Origin of the sequence: Lentzea sp. NBRC 105346, assembly GCF_030269605.1 — a bacterium.
In the GTDB taxonomy this organism is placed as follows: Bacteria; Actinomycetota; Actinomycetes; order Mycobacteriales; family Pseudonocardiaceae; genus Lentzea.
The window spans coordinates 200,283-218,673 of the sequence record NZ_BSTQ01000011.1 but is presented as its reverse complement, the minus strand read 5'-3'; the positions used below and the strand labels follow the sequence as shown (position 1 = coordinate 218,673).

Genomic DNA, 18,391 nt, shown 5'->3' with positions numbered 1-18,391 from the left:
AACTACGAACCCTCCCGGCAGTTCACGCCCGGCTGCTGAGTGGACGTGGGGAGCGGGGTCTCGCCGCTCACCGAGGGATCCGTCGTCGTGGTCGGCGCACCGCTGGTCGGTGGTGGCGACGTCGGTGACGTGGGGGACGTCGGCGACGTGGTGCCGGTGCCGTTCTTCGACTTGGGGTCACAGGTCGGCAGCAGGTGCTGGGTGCGCAGCAGCCGTACCGCGGCCCGCGCGCCCTCCAGCCCGTCGACGTCGGTGATCCGGTCCTTGACCGTGTTCTTGCCCGCGGTCTGCAGGTCGTCGAGCGTGATCTCCGTGCAGCTCGTCGAGCCGGGCGGGCACGAGCCCTCGACCTGCGTCTGCAGCTTGATCCCGAGGATGCTGCCGTTGACGCCGCGGTAGATCACGATCTTGCCGTCGTCCGTAGCGCCGACGTAGTACTGGCGGTCCAGCCACCACTTCGCGCCGATCAGCGCGCCGGCCGCGAGCACGAGCAGACCCACGATCAGTGCGATGACCTTCAGCGCGGTCTTGCGCTTGCGCTTGGGGTCCGGCGGGGGCGGGGGCTGCTCCATCCGCTGCGGGGGTGGCTGGCGCGGCGACGTGATCGCGCTCGCCCTGGACGCCGCCGAGTCCGGCGGCGGCTGGTGGTCCTCACTGCCGTCGCCCGCGGCGCCGCCCAGTATCGGCCGGTCCTCGCCGAAGTCGACGTCCTCGACGTCCGCGACGATCACCGTCACGTTGTCGGGGCCGCCGCCCTTGAGCGCCAGCTCGATCATCCGGTCGGCGCACGCCTGCGGGTCGGGGATCCGGATCGCCTCGTCGAGGGTCTCCTGGCTGACCACGCCGGACAGGCCGTCCGAGCACAACAGGAACCGGTCGCCCGCGCGGGCCTCCCGGACCGTGAGGCTCGGCTCGAAGTCGTGTCCGGTCAACGCGCGCAGCAGCAACGACCGCTGCGGGTGGCTCGCCGCCTCGTCGGGCGTGATCCGGCCCTCGTCGATCAGCGACTGAACGAACGTGTCGTCGTGCGTGATCTGCGCGAACCCACCCTCCCGCAGGAGGTAGGCGCGCGAGTCGCCGATGTGGACGAGGCCCAGCTTGTTGCCCGCGAACAGGACGGCGGTGAGCGTCGTGCCCATGCCCTCCAGCTCCGGGTCGCTCGCGACGAGTTCGGAGATGGCGCCGTTGCCGGCGGCCACCGCGTCGCGGAGCTTGCCGAGCAGGTCGTCGCCGGGCTCGTCATCGTCGACGTGCGCCAGCGAGGCGATGACCACCTTGCTCGCCACTTCACCGGCGGCGTGGCCACCCATGCCGTCGGCCACCGCGAGCAGGCGGGGACCCGCGTACACGGAGTCCTGGTTGTTGGAACGAACCAGGCCCCGGTCGCTTCGGGCCGCATATCGAAGAACGAGGGTCATGAGCGCAGCTCGATCACCGTTTTGCCAATTCGGATCGGGGTGCCGAGCGGGACCCGGAGGGGTGCCGTGACCTTCGCTCGGTCCAGGTAGGTGCCGTTGGTGGAGCCGAGGTCCTCCACGTACCAGTCGGTGCCGCGCATGGACAGCCTCGCGTGCCTGGTCGACGCGAAGTCGTCGTCCAGCACGAGAGTCGAGTCGTCCGCACGGCCGATCAGTATCGGCCGGCCGTCAAGGGAGATGCGGGTTCCCGTCAGCGCGCCGTGCGTGACGACGAGCTGCCGGGGGGCCTTGCCCCCTCTTGCCGACTTCGAGTTCCTCCGGAATCCGGGTACCGAGACCCGAAGCCCGGAGGCAGCGTAGAGATCTGAGCGGACCACGCGTAGGGCGGCCAGCACGAACAGCCAGAGGAGCACGAGAAAGCCCGCTCTGGTCAGCTGCATCACCAGCTCTGGCACCGGTTGTAACCGCTCCTGCCTTGAGTTGCCTACCGACGCCCGTATCGACCTCAGCCCGCGGTGCGGAAGACCAGTGACGAGTGGCCGATGCGGACGACGTCGCCCTCCGCGAGCTGCCAAGTCTGCACTGGCGTGCCGTTCACCGTGGTGCCGTTGGTCGAACCGAGATCAGCGAGCATCGCACTGTGCCCGTCCCAGGTGATTTCCAGGTGCCTCCTGGAGACCCCCGTGTCGGGGAGGCGGAAGTCGGCTTCCTGCCCACGTCCTACGACGTTTCCACCCTGCTTGAGGTTGTACGTGCGGTTGGATCCGTCGTCGAGGTGCAGCGTCGCGTTGAGCTGGCGGTTCGCGCCCTGCGTGGCCGGAGCGGCGTATCCGCCCTGGTCATAGCCCTGCTGGCCGTAACCCTGCTGGCCATAACCCTGGTCGTAACCGCCCTGCTGGCCGTAGCCCTGCTGACCGTAACCCTGGTCATAGCCCTGCTGCTGGCCGTAGCCCTGGTCGTAACCCTGCTGGCCGTAGCCCTGCTGCTGGCCGCCGCCGTAACCCTGGTCGTAGCCCTGCTGGCCATAGCCCTGGTCGTAGCCACCGCCCTGCTGGCCGTAACCCTGGTCATAGCCCTGCTGGCCGCCGTAGCCGCCGCCTTGCTGCTGGCCGTAACCCTGGTCGTAACCCTGCTGGCCGTAGCCCTGGTCGTAGCCGCCTTGCTGCTGGCCGTAGCCCTGGTCGTAGCCCTGCTGACCTTGCTGGCCATAGCCGCCCTGCTGCCCATAAGGGTCGTGGCCGGGCTGGCCCTGTCCTTGTTGTCCGTAGCCGGGTGGCTGGCTCATCGATTTGTCTCCTGCGGTACGAGGTGGTGCTGACCGTCGGCTGGCTGCTTTCACGTCGGGGTCGACGGACGAGCTGGTTCGAAACTGTCCGGTGTGCAGCGCGTCGGAGCGCTCCAGGGAGACTACGACGTCACCATAGGTATCCCACCCGAACTCAGCTAGGTGCTCGCGGAGCTCCTCGGCGAGAAGCTGGGTGATGCGTAGTTCATCCTGCTCGTCCCCGGCAAGCCGATCATGGTCCTGGGGGCCGAGCATGACGATGTAGTGGTTCGGGGCCAGCAGTCTGCCACCAGCGAGTTCGCGGATGTTGCTCTCGCTTTCCCGCTGGAGTTGCAGTGCCACCTCCTGGGGGACCACGTTGCCGCCGAAGACGCGCGCGAAGGTGTTGCCGACGATGCCTTCGAGTCGGCGCTCGAAGCGCTGAAGGCCCACGGTCAACTCCTCCTAGTCAGGACGGTCCTGACACCGATCGTATCCGGGGTCTTCGGGGCCTACACGGGGCAATTGGAAACCCGGTGACGGTGCGTGCTAGTGTTCCTCCCGTCGCCGAGGGCAAGTGGCGGAATGGCAGACGCGCACGGTTCAGGTCCGTGTGTCCGAAAGGACGTGGGGGTTCAACTCCCCCCTTGCCCATCAGACAGAAGGAACCCCGTTCGTGGAGATCACGAGCGGGGTTCTTTCGTTGGTCGGCGGCGTGCGTTTTCGGTGAGCCAACAGGTGATGTCTGTCACTCGATCGGGGTGCTGCATGTGGGCGATCGCGGCTGAACAGTTCGGCGGTCCGGTCCGCTCGATGGAACTTCCCGAGCCCGCCGCGGGGCCGGGCGAGCTGAAGGTCCGGATGTTCGCCGCCGGCGTGAACCCGTTCGACCGGAAAGTGGTCGACGGCATGATGCGCGACTCCATGCCGCACGTCTTCCCGCTCGTGCCCGGAACCGATGGCGCCGGCGAGGTCGTTGAAACCGGTGAGCGGATCTTCGGCACGTTCTTCCACTCGCCGGTGGGCGTCGGCACGTTCGCCGAATACACGACGGTCCCGGCGACGAACGCCTTGGCGCCGTTGCCGGACGAGCTCGATCCCGTCGTGGCGGCCGCGCTGCCGACGTCCGGGATGACCGCGCTGCAACTGTCCGACCGGCTCGAGGGCGCGGACAGCGTGCTCGTCGTCGGCGCGCGGGGCGGTGTCGGATCGTTCCTCACCCAGCTGCTCGGCGACCGGGCGATCCCGATCGGGCGCGGCGACGCGCTCGTCGAGGCGGACGCGCTCGTCGACCTCGTCAGCGACGCCGACAGGTACGCGGCGAACCGGAAGTTCGCGCGGTCGCTGGCGTTCACGACGAACTACGCCGCGGCCGAGAAGGCGGAGAACTTCGGCATGAAGGGCTCGCTCGAGGCCCTGACCAGGCTCGCCGGACTCGTCCTCGACGGAACGCTCCAGGTGCCGATCACCCGCAGGCTGCCCTTGCGGGAGGCGAACGACGTTTTCGCAGGTAGCGGCGGCGGAAAGACCGTCGTCGTGATGTAGCGGCCACGTTTTCCGGTCGTTCTGACGCGCTGAACGGTCAGCGGACGGTGACCGGCGCCACTTTTCGCCAGGCGTGGACCACCGCAGGCGCACCCACTCTGAGCAGCACTTTTGATGCGGCCGTCCGGGTTAACGTCACCCGGACGGCAGCACTGCCGGACCGAACTCCCGCCACCGGCCATCGACCGGTCACCGACCGGTCGAAGCCGCCGATCGCAGGCCCCCGTTCGCCTTGGGGGCACGTCGCTCGCTTCCTGGTACGCCTTATCCAGAGCACGAGTCGAAACGCGGCGGAACGCCCGCCGTGATTGGCGAGGGAGGCCCTGGCGTGAGCAGCACCCCAGCAAGGATCGCGATCACCGACAGCGCTCGTGGCCTGTCGGCAACCGCGCTCCCGGTTCCGGAGTTGCCGGCCTCTCCCGAGGAACTCGCGGCGGCGGCCGCCATCCGCCTCGGCTGGCACGGCGTCGTACTTCCCGAGATGGTCCTGATGGGCCGCAAGGTCGTCGTCGTGGCCGAGCTGCTCGCCGACGCGCACGCCGAGCGCGTGTGCCTGGGCGCGGGCCCCGAGGCTGACAAGACCACGGTTTCCACGTGGGTGTGGCCGGAGATGGAGGGCCGCGTGCCCCCGGCGGCCGTGAAGATCGTCGGCGTGATGGCCGTCGCCCGTCATTGGCGGACGGCGCTCGCGTCCGCGGTGCCCTTCGCCCGCTACGGCAACGCCGCCGTCGTCCTCCCGCAGTCCGTGGCGTTCTCCCACGACTACCTGGCGAACTGCCTGCCCCGCGTCCGCCGCTACGGAGTCTCCGTGCTGCTGGCCGACGAGGAGAAGGACCTGACCGTCGACGTGACGGGCCGCCAGGAGAACGTGCCGGTCGAGGACACCGCGATCACCCGCTGGGTCAACGAGCTCGTCTACGAGCAGGTGCTGGCGACCGCTTCCTGACCTACGGTCGGGGTATGCGAGTTGTCATAGCCGGCGGACACGGGAAGATCGCGCTGCTGTTGGAGCAGCTGCTGGCCACCCGTGGAGACGCGGCAACAGCGCTGGTGCGCAATCCTGATCACTTCACCGACGTGCAGGACGCCGGAGCGGTTCCGGTCCTCTGTGACCTGGAGAGCTCCGATGTGGACTCCGTCGCCGAGTACCTGAACGGCGCCGACGCCGCGGTCTTCGCGGCGGGCGCGGGGGCCGGCAGTGGCAACGCCCGCAAGGACACCGTCGACTTCGGAGCCGCGGCACTCTTCGCCTCGGCGGCCGAACGGGCGGGCGTCCGGCGGTTCCTCCAGGTGAGCACGGTGGGCATCGAACTCGCCGACTCACCCACCATGGATCCCGAGTTCGCCGTCTACCTGCGGGCCAAGGGCGCCGCGGAGGACGACCTCAAACAGCGGGAGCTGGACTGGACGATCCTGCGACCAGGCCCGCTGACGAACGAGCCGCCCGCGGGCCTGGTCGCGCTCGAACCGAAGCTTCCCCGTGCCTCGGTGAGTCGCGCGGACGTGGCGGCCGTGCTCGTCGCACTGCTGGACGAGCCGCGCACCGCCGGTCTCACGTTGGAACTCACGAACGGGAAGACCCCGGTGGTTCAAGCCGTTCGAGCCGCTGTCAGCTGACTCACATCAACCGAGAACCCGGTCCAGGTACGCGTTGGAGAAGATCCGGTTGGGATCGACTTCATCGCGTACCCGCAGGAAGTCGTCGAAGTGCGGGTACAACGGCCGCAGGTCCTCGGCGGACAGGTTGTGCATCTTGCCCCAGTGCGGCCGGCCACCGACCGACTTCGCGATCTGCGCGTAGATGTCGAAGAACTCGTGGTAGCCCATCCCGAGCGCCTGGTGCATCGAGATGTACGCGGTGTCGCGGCCCTGCGCGGTCGACAGCCAGATGTCGTCCGCCTGGGCCACCCGCACCTCGCACGGCACGATCAACGCGTCACGCACCCGTGCCGCCGCGTTGCGCAGCTCGGCGATGACGTCCAAAAGGGACGATCGCGGAATCGCGAACTCCGTCTCCACGAAACGAACCCGGCGCGGCGTCACGAAGACGTTGTGCGAATAGTCGCTGTAGGACCGATCGGACACGAGCGCGCCGCAGATCTCGTTGAGCTTCACTGTGGACCGCGGGAACGTCTTGGCCACTTTGCACACCGCGCCGAACGCCGCGTTCTCGAACAGCTCGTACTCGTAGAACTGGCGGAACTTCGACAACGGCCGCGCGGGCTCGTCGATCCTGTTGTTGCGCTTGAGGATCACTCGATCGGAGTGCGTGAACCAGTGGAACTCCACGTGGTCCTCGACCGAGCAGAGGTCGTCGAACTCCTCCAGCACGGCATCGAGCCGGCCGGGGCCCTCGGAAGCACGCAGCACGAACGACGGCACGCACCGCAGGGTCAGGGTGCTGATCACGCCGAGTGCCCCGAGCCCGACGCGCGCGGCGTTGAACAGGTCCGGTCGCTCCGAGGCGGAACAGGTGACGAGCGAGCCGTCCGCCAGCACCAGTTCGAGTGACTCGATGAACGTCGCCAGCACGCCGAGCTTGGCGCCCGTGCCGTGCGTGGATGTCGACACGGCGCCGGCGATCGTCTGCGCGTCGATGTCGCCGAGGTTCGGCATGGCGAGCCCGAGCCGGTGCAGGTCCGCGTTCAACGCGTGCAGCGGCGTGCCGGACCGGACGGTCACGAGGCCGGTCTCGACGTCGGCGCGGACGATGCCGGTCCACCGGTCGAGGTCCATGGCGACCTCGGGGGCCACGGCGATGTCGTTGAAGGAGTGGCCACTACCGCGCGCGCGGACTCGACCGGCCGATGTCACGGCCGCGGCGATCTCGTCCGTACTGGCCGGGTGCACCACCCGGACCGGGTTGGCCGTGGCCGTGCGCGCCCAGTTCGTCCACACGCGAACCTCCTAGTGGGTGTGACCCAGTACACGGAACGTAGGTGAAACCTCTTCACGTTTCAAGGGTTCTCGACGTACCGTTAGGCATGCGCCGAACTCGACTCGACACCGCGACGAAGGAACTCGATCCTCCGTTCGCGATCGTCGACCTGGATGCCTTCGACCTCAACGCGACGGACCTCGCCCGCCGCGCTGGGGGCAAGCCCATCCGCGTCGCCAGCAAGTCGATTCGGGTTCGGCGCTTGCTCGACCGGGTCATCGAACGCCCCGAATACGCCGGTGTCATGTGCTACTCGCTGGCCGAGGCGTTGTGGCTCAGCGAACTGAACACCAGCGAGGACCTGCTGGTGGCGTACCCGACCGTCGACCATGGCGCGTTGCGCAGGCTCGCGACCGACGAGGTCGCCCGCCGCCGGATCACGATCATGATCGACTCGGTGGAGCACCTAGACCTCGTCGACTCGGCATTGGGTGCACACCACCCGGACATCCGCGTGTGCCTTGAACTGGACGTTTCCTGGCGACCGCTGCCGTTCCTGCACATCGGCCCGCGCCGCTCGCCCATCCACACCCCGGCCGAGGCGGGCACGCTCGCCGCCCGCATCGCGAAGCGGTCCGGGTTCAAGCTCGTCGGCGTCATGGCCTACGAGGGGCAGATCGCCGGCCTCGGGGACAACCCGCCAGGACAACCCGTTCGAGCGGCCGCCATTCGAGTGATTCAACGGAAGTCGGGTCCGGAACTGATCGAACGCCGGACCGCCGCCATCGCCGCGATCCGCCGCATCGCGGACCTTGAGTTCGTCAACGGCGGCGGAACGGGCAGCCTCGAGCTGACCGGCAGCGACCCGTCGGTGACCGAGCTCGCCGCGGGGTCCGGCCTGATCGGCCCGACGTTGTTCGACGCCTACCAGGCCTTCCAGCCGGAGCACGCCGCGCTGTTCGCGTTACCGGTCGTGCGCAGGCCGGGACGCCGGCTGGCCACGCTGTACTCCGGCGGCTACATCGCGTCGGGCACACCGACACCCGACCGCCAGCCGCGCCCGTACCTGCCGGAAGGGCTCAAGACCCTCGGCACTGAGGGGGCGGGAGAGGTGCAGACCCCGGTCACGGGCAGGGCGGCCGACGACTTGCGGCTCGGCGACCGGGTCTGGATGCGGCACGCGAAGGCGGGCGAGCTGTTCGAACGGTTCAACGAGGCGCACCTGGTGCGGGGCGATGTCGTCGAGGAGACCGTGCCGACCTATCGCGGTGAGGGCAAGAACTTCGGTTAGTCGGGCAAGCGGGACGACAGGTAGCCCTTGACCAGCGCCTTCGCCTCGACGAGGACGCGCGGTTCACCGTTGGGCTCGAGGCGGAACGCGAGCTTCAGCACCGCGTCGGCCGCCTCGACGGCGATCGCGATCGGCAGCTGCACCTCGGCCATCGGGATGCCGAAGTTCTCCGAGATCAGCTCGGAGATCCGGTCGGAGATGACCGCGTTGTTGTCCCGGCTGTCGTCCAGCAGCCGCATGTCGACCACGTCGCCGAAGTGCAGCTTGCCGAAGCCGGGAATCTCGCGGTGCATCGCGACGAACAGGTCGAAGATCGTGTCGACCGCGTCCCACCAGTGCTCGAGTCTCGTCTGCGCCAGTTTCTCCGTAATGCCCTGGGAGAATCTGTCGACGTTGCGCAACGTCAACGCCTGTACGACGGCTCGCTTGTCCGGGAAGAACTGGTACAGCGAACCGACCGCGACACCGGCGCGCTCGGCGATGAGCGTTGTGGTCACCCCGTCGTAACCCACTTCGTCGATGAGCGAGGCGCACGCCTCGAGCATGCGCTCCACGCGCTTGGCGCTGCGCTGCTGGACAGGTTGGCGGCGAAGCGGGGTACTGCTCGTCACGGCGACTCCAACAAAGTTCGGGGTCTCCATCTTGCCTGTTCCGAGCTCGCTTCACTTCCTTGTGAGCCGCAACACGCCTACGATCCGAACAAGATTCATGTTTCCGGCCGTGTGGGAAAGAGGCGCCTCATGACCGACTTCCTCTGGGGAGTGTCCACCTCCGCGTTCCAGATCGAGGGCGCCACAAGCGAAGGTGGCCGAGGTCCCTCCGTCTGGGACAACTTCACCAACGTGCACAACGGGGACACCGCAGAGGTCGCCTGCGACCACTACCACCGGTGGCGCGAGGACATCGCGCTGATGACCCAGCTCGGAGTCAACGCCTATCGGTTCTCGATCAGCTGGCCCCGCATCCAGCCGACCGGCAAGGGCCCGGCCAACACCGAGGGCCTCGACTTCTACGACCGGCTGGTCGACGCGCTCGTCGACGTCGGCATCGCGCCGGTCGTCACGCTCTACCACTGGGACACGCCGCAGCCCCTCGAGGACGAGGGCGGCTGGCTGACCAGGGACATCGCCGACCGGTTCGCCGAGTACACGGCGATCGTCGCGGACCGCCTGGCCGACCGCGTGAAGCTGTGGATGCCGATCAACGAGCCCGCGATGGTGACGCTGCTTGGGTACGCCATCGGCCAGCACGCGCCCGGCAAGACGATGCTGTTCGACGCACTGCCCACCGCGCACCACCTCAACCTCGCGCACGGCCTGTCGGTGCAGGCGCTGCGGGCGGCCGGCGCCGCCTCCGTCGGGACGGCGAACAACCACTCGCCCGCGTGGGCCGCGACGGATGCCGATCAGAAGGCGGCCGCGGCGTACAGCGACATCCACAACTGGCTGTACGCGGACCCGATGCTCGCCGGCCGCTACCCGGACTCGCTGGTCGACCGGATGCCGATCGCCGACGGCGACCTGGAGAACATCAAGCAGCCCTTGGACTTCTACGGGCTCAACTACTACAACCCGACGCGGCTGAAGACGCCGTCGGAGGGCAACCCGCTGCCGTTCGACCTGGTGGACATCGACGAGTACCCGAAGACCGGCTTCGGCTGGCCGATCGTGCCGGACGGGCTGCGTCAGATGATCACCCAGTTGCGTGAACGCCATCCCGACGTGCCACCGGTCTACATCACCGAGAGCGGCTGCAGCTTCCCGCACGTCGTCGAGGACACCGCGCGCATCGAGTACCTCGACGGACACCTCAGGGCCGCGCTGGACAGCGGAGTCCGCGGTTACTTCGTATGGTCCCTGATCGACAACTTCGAGTGGGACTCCGGCTATTCGCAACGGTTCGGGCTCGTGCATGTGGACTACGAGACCCAGCGCCGCACGCCGCGCGACTCGTTCCACTGGTACCGAAAGGTGATCAGCGGTGAGCTCTCGGACTGACGCCGCACTCTCCGAACCGGTCGTTCCGGTCAGACGCAGCTGGATGGCCTGGCTGTTCTTCGCGAACCTCGGGCTGTGGCTGGCCATCTACGCGCCCATCCAGGTGTTGCTGCCGCAGCAGGCCGAGCTGTTGGACAAGGCCAACAAGGAGACGGTCTTCGGCATCGTCACCGGAGTCGGCGCGCTCGTGGCGACGGTCGTCGTGCCGTTGATCGGCTACCTGTCGGACCGCACCACGTCCCGGTTCGGCCGGCGCCATCCGTGGACGCTGGGCGGATCGATCCTCGGCGCCGTCGGTCTCGGCGTGCTGTCGAACGCTTCCTCGGTGCTGGTGATGACCATCGGCTGGTGCCTGGTGCAGGCCGGGGTCAACGGCATGCTCGCCGCGCTGACCTCCGCGGTGCCGGACCGGGTGCCGGTCGTGCAGCGGGCGCGGGTCGGCGGACTCGTCGGCATCAGCCAGATGCTGGGCACCGTGCTCGGCGCGTTGGTCGTGACGATGCTGGTCACCGGAATCGCCGCCGGATACCTGGCCTGTGCGTTGATCGTCGTGACGGGTGCGTTGTTCTTCGTCCTGCGCACACCGGACACGCGACTGACCGTGCGGCCGGTGAAGCCGACGCTGTGGATCTCACCGCGTGAGCACCCGGACTTCGCCTGGGCGTGGTGCGCGCACTTCATGATCAACCTGGGCAACGCGTTCGGCACGCTCTACTTGTTGTTCTTCCTCGGTGACGTCGTCCACCACCCACATCCGGAGGACGGGCTGCTCGTCCTGATGGCCCTGTACGGGGTGGCGCTCGCCGCAGGAGCGGTGCTGTTCGGCGCACGCTCGGACAAATCCGGGCGTCGCAAGCCGTATGTGCACCTCGCGGCCGGTGTGATGGCCGTCGCAGCGCTGTTGCTGGTCTTCTGGCCGACGTGGACGTCGGCGCTCGTCGCGGCGCCACTGCTGGGTGTCGGCTTCGGCACGTACTGGGCGGTCGCGATCGCGTTGCTGACGCAGGTGCTGCCCGCGGCCGAGGACCGCGCGAAGGACCTGGGTGTGCTGAACATCGCGAACTCGGTGCCGCAGGTCGTGGCACCCTTGCTGACGACGTTGATCTTGGCGCACCTCGGCGGCTACAGCGGTCTGTTCGCCGTGTCGGCGGCGGCGACGTCGCTGGCGGCGGTGTTCATCACGCGAGTGCGATCGGTGGTCTAGGTGGAACTGGCTGGTAAACGAGTCCTCATCACCGGTGCGTCCCAAGGGATCGGCGCCGCGGCTGCTTCGCGTTACGCCGAACGTGGTGCCCACGTCCTACTTGTGGCCCGCAGCGCCGAAGGGCTCAAACGGCAGGTCGAACGGATCAACGAGTTCGGCGGTTCTGCCGAGGCGATCACCGCCGATCTCGCGGACGTCGATCAGATCCGCACGCTCGTCGAGAGCGTCGAAGCGCCGGATGTGCTCGTCAACAACGCCGGAATCGGCCGCTGGCTGTTCCTCGACGACACGTCGGCGGATGAACTGCAGTCGATGACCTCGGTTCCGTACCTCGCGGCCTTGCTGTTGACCAGGGGATTCCTTGGCAGCATGCGGAAACGCCGCTCCGGCTGGATCGTCAACGTCAACTCGCCGGTGTCTCGGCTGCCGATTCCCGGTGCGACGGGCTACGCGTCGGCGCGCTGGGCGTTGCGCGGGCTGACCGCGTCGTTGCGGATCGACCTGCGGGGCACGGGAATCGGGGTCAGCGAGGTCGTGCCGGGCAAGGTGTCCAGCCAGTACTTCGAGAACAATCCCGGTGCGGAGGAACGAATCCCGGCGATCGCCAGGCTGATCCCGACGGTGACGCCGGAGCGGGTGGCGAAGGCGATGGTGGAGGCCGTCGAACGAGAACGCGCCGAGATGTTCCTTCCGTGGCAGCTCAAGGGGTTCGAGCTGACCGGACGCGTTTTTCCAGGTCTCACGGCATATCTGACGTGGCGGACCGGCACGCATCGGTGACGTGGAAACGGCCCCTTGCCTGCGCGGGAGGTGCAGACAAGGGGCCGGCGTTGGTGACCGCGGGCCGACACCGGTCGGGGAGGGGAAGGTGCACGGCACCGGCCCGCGGAAATCTGTGGCGTTCTTGAGTTGTGGGGCCGGCGGTCCGCGATGTCGCGGTCGGGGGTTCGCTCATCGAGAACCGCCGGCCATCAGGTCGTCTGCGGATACCTGGTCGTGTCGGGGGAACGCCAGGTCGTGCGCAAACGCCCCGTTAGTGGGCTCGAGCCACCGCGCGCCTTGACCTGGTGACAGGAGGAGTCACCGGGGCCGGGCGCAGATGGCGAGCCGGGCGCGGGGCGAGCCCGCCCGCAACCAGGTGTTCGTACGCGGCGCGCCACACCGAGCAAGGTGACTTCTGCTGGCGCCAACGGCCGGAGCACTCAGGGCAGTTGCCCTTCTCGTCCGGCTCGTGCGCTGCGAGCAGAGCACGCCATCCCTCGGTCAGCCGAGGGAGCTCGGATCGAGCCACCGATAGGAGGGACGGGGCGTCGGCGCGCTCGGCCAGCTCACTGAGCAGGTCCAAGCGCTCCCACACTGCGTTGCGAAGAACTTGTCCGAGGATCTCGTCCATCCGAAACGTCACCGTCACCTTTCCGCCTGTTCGGCGGCTTCGCGTAGCGCGGCCCTGAGCTGTACGAGCTGGTCTTGCGAGAGAACTGCCGTCTCACCTGGAGGGCCGACCAGAACCACCCGGTTCCGATCCACCGTCACGGTGAGGCAACGGTCCCGCTCGACCACGTCTCCGCAGCTGATCCGCCACGAACGACGTTGCCCGGTCGTGCCGCGCCATGTGTCGTCGGTGTCACCCGACTCCACAATGGAGGTGGAGTACGAGGAGGAACTGAGGTCCACGTTCGGTCGTTCCTCTCCGTGCTCACTCGCTTACCGGAATCTAGATTGCGATGATTCATGCCGGATGTGGATGTCACAGCGCTGACCGGTGGCAGTCTTACGGTGAGCGGTAAGTGGGGTTCGGCAGGGCCGATCAGCCTCGCCGAACTGGACTTCTCGGGCTTGGGGAACTGCCCCTAGTCTGCCGTTGACGCCCAACGGACTGTGAGGGTGCGCAATGAACACCATTGGATCCCAGGGCTCTCCTATCCCCGCCGAAGTGTGGGACCAGCAGGAGATGCGAGACGCGCTCGCCAGGCGAGAGATCAGCTCGGTGTACCGGCTGCTCCGCCGACACGGCGTGTCTCAGCGCCAGATCGCGGCGCTCACGGGTCAGTCGCAGTCCGAGGTCTCGGAGATCCTCAAGGGACGTCAGGTCATGGCCTACGACGTTCTGACGAGGATCGCCGTCGGCCTGGGTGTCCCACGTGGATACATGGGTCTCGCCTATGACGAGACAACGGCAGTGAGGGTGGCCGCGACCGCGGAGACACCCCATCCTGAGGAGGACGAGTCGGTGAAGCGTCGGAAGTTCCTCGCGCACGCCGCCGCCGTGACAGTGGGCGCGGCCGTGCTCGGTACGGACTCCGGGTCGTGGGTTTCTCACCCCACACAGACTCCGGCTCCAGGACGTATCGGTATGACCGATGTGCGGCAGGTCGAGGCCGCCACGCGCGCCCTGCGCGCGCTCGACTACCAGTACGGCGGCGGTTCGTGCCGCGACGCCGTCGTCGCCCAGCTCTCCTGGGGACAGCAGATGCTCGGGGCCAGCGCGACCGACCTGGTCAAAGACCGACTCTTCGTCGCGCTCGCGGACCTGCACAACCTGGCCGGATGGACCTCGTTCGACACCGGACTGATGGACTCGGCCCGCAACCACTTCGGCCAGGCGCTCGATCTGGCCAAACAGGGCAAGAACGAAGCTCTCGTGGCGAACATCCTCTACCGGATGGGCCGCGTCTACCTGCACCAGAACGCACCGGACGACGCGCTGAAGGTGTTCCAGCTGGGCCAGCTGGCCGCGCAGAACTCCGGTTCGGAGCTCGCGGTCGGCATCCTGTGCGCCAACGAGGCCTGGGCCTACGCGAAGATGGGCTCCGACGAGCAGGCGCTCAAGCTGCTCGGCCGGGCGCGCGACGAGTTCTCCCGCGCCAACATCACCGAAGCGCCGGCGTGGGCGAAGTTCTTCAACGAGATCGACCTGTCGTCGATGGTCGGCACGGTGCACACCGAGCTGGCGCAGACGGTCGACGCGAAGAAGTACACGCGCACCGCGATCCCCGCGCTGACGAAGGCGATCAACGGGTTCGGCGAGGACATGAGCCGCAACCGCACGTTCAACCTCACCTCGCTGTCCATCAACCACCTCTTGGAGGGCGACATCGACCACGGAGCGAAGATCGGCCGCCAGGCGGTCGAGCTGTCGGAGGGCTTGAAGTCCATCCGCACGAAGGACCGCATGAAGCCGCTGTTGCACGAGGCGGAGAAGCGTCGCAACAACCCCGACGCGCGCGAGCTGGCCGACCGCCTGGCCCGCTTCACCGGTGCCGACTCGGCTGCCTGACTAACACCTCGATCGGATGGTGTGGGACACGAACCGGTAACGCTGGGCGCTTCGAACACGAATGCAGCATCGACGGGTGTGGGTGGCCACGCCTAGGGTGCCGGGTGTTTCGGGGCGAACAGCGAGGTGCGGCTCGTGATCTTGACAAAGCGTTTCCGGTCTCGTCGGGCGCTGCGGTCGGCGCAGCTGCTGGACGAGGTCGTCGACACGCAACTGCCGCTGCTCGCGGCGTTCGATGAAGACCGACGCCGCCGCTCGGCCGACTACCTCGCCGAGCTGGTCTCGCTGGCGCAGGACTACCGCTACTACGCGAACGGCTGGATCGACAGCCGCGAGCTAGACCGTCGCGGGCAGAAAACTATGAACCGGCTAGCCCGAATGCGTGAAGATTCTTCGGCGCGACTGATCACCGACTAGGCCGCTCGGCGCAGCTCGTCGCTCCGTTCGACCCACTCGTCGTTTGCTCCGAATTGTTTCACGTTGAACATCAGGTGACCGGCGCGCGCGACAGCACGACGGCCAGCCCGAACGCGACACCCATGATCGTCACTTCCATCGCGGCCCACGTCGCCACCGCCGTGGCCCGGTGTTTTTCGATGTGTGGCAACAACCTCCACCGCACGTTCGCGCCCAGCAACGCGATCGCCCCGGCGCACAACGCCTTGCCGACGACCAGCAGCCCGTAGCCCGTCGTGAACAACGACCCCGGCAGCTTCTCGACCGGGTTGAGCACCAACTCCAGCAGCCCGTTGAACAGGCCGGTCGCACTCACGACGATCAGGCACACGGTCGCGACCTTCGAGAACCGCGGCAACGCCGTCGCCAGCAAACCCTTGCGCCACGCGACAAGCGCGATGACCGCGCCGAGCCCGCCGGTCCACGCCGCGGCGCCCAGCACGTGCAGCTCCATGGAGACCATCGAGTAGTCGTGGTACTTCCAGTTCGACGCGTGGCCGGTGACCGGGATCGGCAGCAGCCCGAACATGGAGACCAGGATCCGCAGTTCGGCGGGCACGGACTCCCCGCTGCGCACCGCCATCACACCGATCACCAGGTAGAGCAACGCACACCCGGCGCTGAACAGCAGTCCCTTGCCGGCGCCGACGGTCGCGATGTAGTTCGTCACCATCCCGACCGTCACCGTCGCGCCCGGCTGCAGCTCGGATGCCTGCAGCACGATCGCGAGCAGGGCCGTGACCACCCAGGTTGCGGCGGCGATCACGGCCGCGGGCCGGGCGATCCGCATGATCGGCTCGGTCTGGGCCGGCCGGTCGAACCCGAGCAGCTTCGGCAGCAGCGACAGACCCACGACCGCGGTCGCGGCCAGGTCGAGCAGCACGCGGACGACCGGAATCCCGAACCGGACCGCCGCCCCCGGCTCGGCCACGCCCACGACGGGGGCGGGCTCGGCGACGACCAGGCCCGCGAGCACGCCGGCGGCCGCGCCCAGCAGCAGTCCGGCGAGCACGTAGTACCTGGCGGGGGCGGCGATCCGGGCTTGGGTCATGTCGTCACGCCTCCGCTGCGCCGGTTGTCCACAGGCGCCGAGTTGTCCACAGGCTCGCACCAGGGCGCCCAAAACTGTCGGTGCCGGCCGATAGGCTGGAATCGGGGGGCGCCCCCGCGGGCTGACCTGCGACAACGGCGCGCCCGAAATTGTCGGTGCCGGCCGATAGGCTGGAACCGGGGGGCGCCCCCGCGGGCTGACCAGCGGAAATCACTTGGCCGCGCCTCCGCCTCGCAGCGCGAAGAACACGCCACCGCCGAGCAGCACCACGGCACCGACGATCCACGGCCAGACCGGCATACCGCCATCCTCCGCCGGAGTCTGCTGCGGAGCCGCCTGCGTCTCGGGCGCCTTGGTCGGCGTGCCCGGACCGGCCTTGGTCAGCGTGAACGTGAGCGTGCCGGTCACCGGGTGCCCGTCGGCGGACAGGATCCGGTAGCCGACGGTGTACTCACCGGCTGCGCCCAGCGCGTTGACCGGCGCGGACACCGTGTTGCCGCTCACCGAAACAGTGCCGGCCTCGTAGTGGCCACCACTGGAGTCGGTCACGGCCACGGTGTTGAGCTTCTCGCCCGCCTGGACCGGCTGGTCGAACGTCAGCGTCACCGTGGACGGACCGGCCTCCAGCGAGGTCTTGTCCTTCGGGTCGCTGCTGACCAGCGTGTTGTGCGCCGCCGCGGGGGCGGCCATGGCGAGCATGGCCGTCCCCGCGATCAGTGACGCGATGATGCCGCGCTTCACGCGGACTTCTTCCGGGAACGCAGCACCGCACCGGCACCGAAGCCCAGGCCGAGCGCGCCGACCGCGAGCCCGGCACCGCCCAGGTAGCGGGCCGTCTGGTCAGAGGAACCCGCAGACGCCTCGGCGACCGCACCGTGGTGGTCGTCGCCGCCGGCCTTGGCCTTCAGCTTGAGCGCCGGCGCCGGGTGCTCCGGCTCCTCGGCACCCGCCGCGGGCGGCGGGGCGTTCCAGTCGACGACCTCGCCGTTCTCGTAGGTCTGCTTGGTCGGGAGCACCAGCGTGTCGGTGTTCTCCGGCAGCGGACCGACGGAGACGAAGAACTCCTGGTACTCGGTCGTCCCGATCTTGGTGCCGGGCTCGGCGGTCCAGGTGATCGTCTTGGCCGCCTCGGTGATCTCGGCGCCGTGGTTCTTGATCGGCTTGTCGAGCTTGCCCTTGACGACCTCGGCCTTCCAGCCGGGCAGCGGCTTCGTGCGCACCGACGCGAGCGGGTACTCGGCCGGCAGCGTCACCTCGATCTTCACCGTGCCGGCGTTGGGCCGTTCGTTCGGGACGCGGAACGCGAAGGCGAAGTAGCCGCCCTTGGTCGCCTCGCTGGGCTGGGCGCTGACGTGCGCGGATGCGGTTCCGGGCAGCGTGAGCACGGCTATTCCGGCAGCGGCGAACACGGCGAGCGTGCGCACGCCAAATCGATTTGTCGACATGAAGTTGTGTCTCCTGATTGCCAAAGGGATTGAGGGCTTCAGATCAGGAGACAAGGGGGACCACGTCTGCCGTGGACCCGGCGCACCAGCATGGAGTGCGTCGGCACGAGCACCGCGGGCACGGAAACACGCAGCGGTGCGACGGAAGGCAGCGGCGTCACCGGCGAGGGAAGCAGCCGGTACACGGCCGCCACCAGCGCGAACAGTGCGCTTTCCGCGTGGAAGAGCAGGATGCCGATCAGGATCGCCGCGACCACGTGGGCGCCGAACATCTGACCGGAGATCGACGCACCATGGGCGTGGTCGGCCCAGCTGAGCAGCAGGTGCTGCGCGAACTGGGAGACGCCCAGCGCCGCGATCACGGAGAGCTTGCCGCTCCGGCGGTCCGCCAGTGAGGCCGCCGCACCCGCGATCAGCACCACCAGCGGCACGACTTGGATGAACTCCGACAGGTCGCCACCACCCAGCCCGTGGGCCGCGATGGTGATCGCACCTGACGTCACGGCCAGCAACGCACCGCGCAGCGCGCGCGTTGGTCTAGGCCGATCGTTCACTCGAGTGAGGG

Annotated in this window: 19 protein-coding genes and 1 tRNA gene; 10 read left to right on the top strand and 10 right to left on the bottom strand. The window is 68.2% G+C overall.

The genetic code is table 11. The annotated features are described in order from the left end of the window. Positions 1 to 2 precede the first annotated feature (2 nt). Genes QSK35_RS23965 through QSK35_RS23955 form a run of 3 tightly spaced genes read right to left on the bottom strand, consistent with a single transcriptional unit; the run spans position 3 to position 3,135 of the window. Positions 3 to 1,418, bottom strand: a complete 1,416-nt coding sequence (locus QSK35_RS23965; protein ID WP_285749694.1) for a PP2C family protein-serine/threonine phosphatase — start codon at positions 1,416 to 1,418, stop codon at positions 3 to 5. Beyond that, a complete protein-coding gene (locus QSK35_RS23960) occupies positions 1,415 to 1,873 on the bottom strand; it encodes an FHA domain-containing protein FhaB/FipA (RefSeq protein ID WP_285749693.1) in 459 nt (152 codons plus the stop codon). The genes QSK35_RS23965 and QSK35_RS23960 overlap by 4 nt, the downstream gene beginning before the upstream one ends. 50 nt (positions 1,874 to 1,923) lie before the next feature. Beyond that, positions 1,924 to 3,135, bottom strand: coding sequence for an FHA domain-containing protein (locus tag QSK35_RS23955; protein WP_285749692.1), 1,212 nt, complete (start codon positions 3,133 to 3,135; stop codon positions 1,924 to 1,926). A gap of 118 nt (positions 3,136 to 3,253) precedes the next feature. On the opposite strand from QSK35_RS23955, the gene QSK35_RS23950 reads away from it, so the two are divergent. From QSK35_RS23950 to QSK35_RS23935, 4 genes are all read left to right on the top strand, one after another. Next, positions 3,254 to 3,336, top strand: a tRNA-Leu gene (locus tag QSK35_RS23950). Between the two features lie 114 nt (positions 3,337 to 3,450). Next, a complete protein-coding gene (locus QSK35_RS23945) occupies positions 3,451 to 4,227 on the top strand; it encodes an alcohol dehydrogenase catalytic domain-containing protein (RefSeq protein WP_285749691.1) in 777 nt (258 codons plus the stop codon). A 328-nt stretch (positions 4,228 to 4,555) separates the two neighbouring features. Further along, complete coding sequence (locus QSK35_RS23940) at positions 4,556 to 5,173, top strand: hypothetical protein (protein ID WP_285749690.1); 618 nt, start codon at positions 4,556 to 4,558, stop codon at positions 5,171 to 5,173. A gap of 14 nt (positions 5,174 to 5,187) precedes the next feature. Then, positions 5,188 to 5,844: an NAD(P)H-binding protein gene (locus QSK35_RS23935; protein WP_285749689.1), complete on the top strand. Its 657-nt coding sequence runs from the start codon at positions 5,188 to 5,190 to the stop codon at positions 5,842 to 5,844. 6 nt (positions 5,845 to 5,850) lie between these two features. Here QSK35_RS23935 and QSK35_RS23930 read toward each other — a convergent pair whose 3' ends face one another. Continuing rightward, positions 5,851 to 7,125, bottom strand: coding sequence for a D-arabinono-1,4-lactone oxidase (locus QSK35_RS23930; RefSeq protein ID WP_285749688.1), 1,275 nt, complete (start codon positions 7,123 to 7,125; stop codon positions 5,851 to 5,853). Between the two features lie 86 nt (positions 7,126 to 7,211). Between QSK35_RS23930 and QSK35_RS23925 the strand changes: the two genes are divergently transcribed. After that, complete coding sequence (locus QSK35_RS23925) at positions 7,212 to 8,396, top strand: amino acid deaminase/aldolase (RefSeq protein ID WP_285749687.1); 1,185 nt, start codon at positions 7,212 to 7,214, stop codon at positions 8,394 to 8,396. On the opposite strand, the gene QSK35_RS23920 is transcribed toward QSK35_RS23925, so the two are convergent. Beyond that, positions 8,393 to 9,037 carry a TetR family transcriptional regulator gene (locus tag QSK35_RS23920; protein ID WP_285749686.1) on the bottom strand — a complete coding sequence of 215 codons (645 nt, stop codon included), beginning with the start codon at positions 9,035 to 9,037 and terminating at the stop codon, positions 8,393 to 8,395. The two genes, QSK35_RS23925 and QSK35_RS23920, sit on opposite strands and share 4 nt — an antisense overlap. Positions 9,038 to 9,136: 99 nt before the next feature. On the opposite strand from QSK35_RS23920, the gene QSK35_RS23915 reads away from it, so the two are divergent. Genes QSK35_RS23915 through QSK35_RS23905 form a run of 3 tightly spaced genes read left to right on the top strand, consistent with a single transcriptional unit; the run spans position 9,137 to position 12,377 of the window. Continuing rightward, positions 9,137 to 10,393 (top strand): GH1 family beta-glucosidase, encoded by a 1,257-nt coding sequence (locus QSK35_RS23915; RefSeq protein WP_285749685.1) that lies wholly within the window; start codon positions 9,137 to 9,139, stop codon positions 10,391 to 10,393. Positions 10,394 to 10,436: 43 nt separating this feature from the next. Then, entirely contained in the window at positions 10,437 to 11,597 is a 1,161-nt protein-coding gene (locus QSK35_RS23910) for an MFS transporter (RefSeq protein WP_285749785.1), read from the top strand. Next, positions 11,598 to 12,377 carry an SDR family NAD(P)-dependent oxidoreductase gene (locus tag QSK35_RS23905; RefSeq protein WP_285749684.1) on the top strand — a complete coding sequence of 260 codons (780 nt, stop codon included), beginning with the start codon at positions 11,598 to 11,600 and terminating at the stop codon, positions 12,375 to 12,377. A 253-nt stretch (positions 12,378 to 12,630) separates the two neighbouring features. Here the strand turns inward: QSK35_RS23905 and QSK35_RS23900 are convergent, their stop codons facing one another. Beyond that, the gene (locus tag QSK35_RS23900; protein WP_285749784.1) at positions 12,631 to 12,990 is read right to left on the bottom strand and encodes a hypothetical protein; all 360 of its coding nucleotides are present in this window, start codon (positions 12,988 to 12,990) and stop codon (positions 12,631 to 12,633) included. 498 nt (positions 12,991 to 13,488) lie between these two features. On the opposite strand from QSK35_RS23900, the gene QSK35_RS23895 reads away from it, so the two are divergent. Continuing rightward, the gene (locus tag QSK35_RS23895; RefSeq protein ID WP_285749683.1) at positions 13,489 to 14,874 is read left to right on the top strand and encodes a helix-turn-helix transcriptional regulator; all 1,386 of its coding nucleotides are present in this window, start codon (positions 13,489 to 13,491) and stop codon (positions 14,872 to 14,874) included. Between the two features lie 135 nt (positions 14,875 to 15,009). Continuing rightward, positions 15,010 to 15,291, top strand: a complete 282-nt coding sequence (locus QSK35_RS23890; protein WP_285749682.1) for a hypothetical protein — start codon at positions 15,010 to 15,012, stop codon at positions 15,289 to 15,291. 70 nt (positions 15,292 to 15,361) lie between these two features. Here QSK35_RS23890 and QSK35_RS23885 read toward each other — a convergent pair whose 3' ends face one another. The 4 genes from QSK35_RS23885 to QSK35_RS23870 all read right to left on the bottom strand — a co-directional run bounded on the left by QSK35_RS23885 (position 15,362) and on the right by QSK35_RS23870 (position 18,380). Beyond that, a complete protein-coding gene (locus QSK35_RS23885; protein ID WP_285749681.1) occupies positions 15,362 to 16,381 on the bottom strand; it encodes a CopD family protein in 1,020 nt (339 codons plus the stop codon). A 210-nt stretch (positions 16,382 to 16,591) separates the two neighbouring features. Beyond that, positions 16,592 to 17,122, bottom strand: a complete 531-nt coding sequence (locus QSK35_RS23880; protein ID WP_285749680.1) for a copper resistance CopC family protein — start codon at positions 17,120 to 17,122, stop codon at positions 16,592 to 16,594. Continuing rightward, positions 17,119 to 17,826 (bottom strand): YcnI family copper-binding membrane protein, encoded by a 708-nt coding sequence (locus QSK35_RS23875; RefSeq protein WP_285749679.1) that lies wholly within the window; start codon positions 17,824 to 17,826, stop codon positions 17,119 to 17,121. Before QSK35_RS23875 ends, QSK35_RS23880 begins: the two co-directional genes overlap by 4 nt. Positions 17,827 to 17,864: 38 nt before the next feature. Beyond that, a complete protein-coding gene (locus tag QSK35_RS23870; protein ID WP_285749678.1) occupies positions 17,865 to 18,380 on the bottom strand; it encodes a hypothetical protein in 516 nt (171 codons plus the stop codon). Positions 18,381 to 18,391 lie beyond the last annotated feature (11 nt).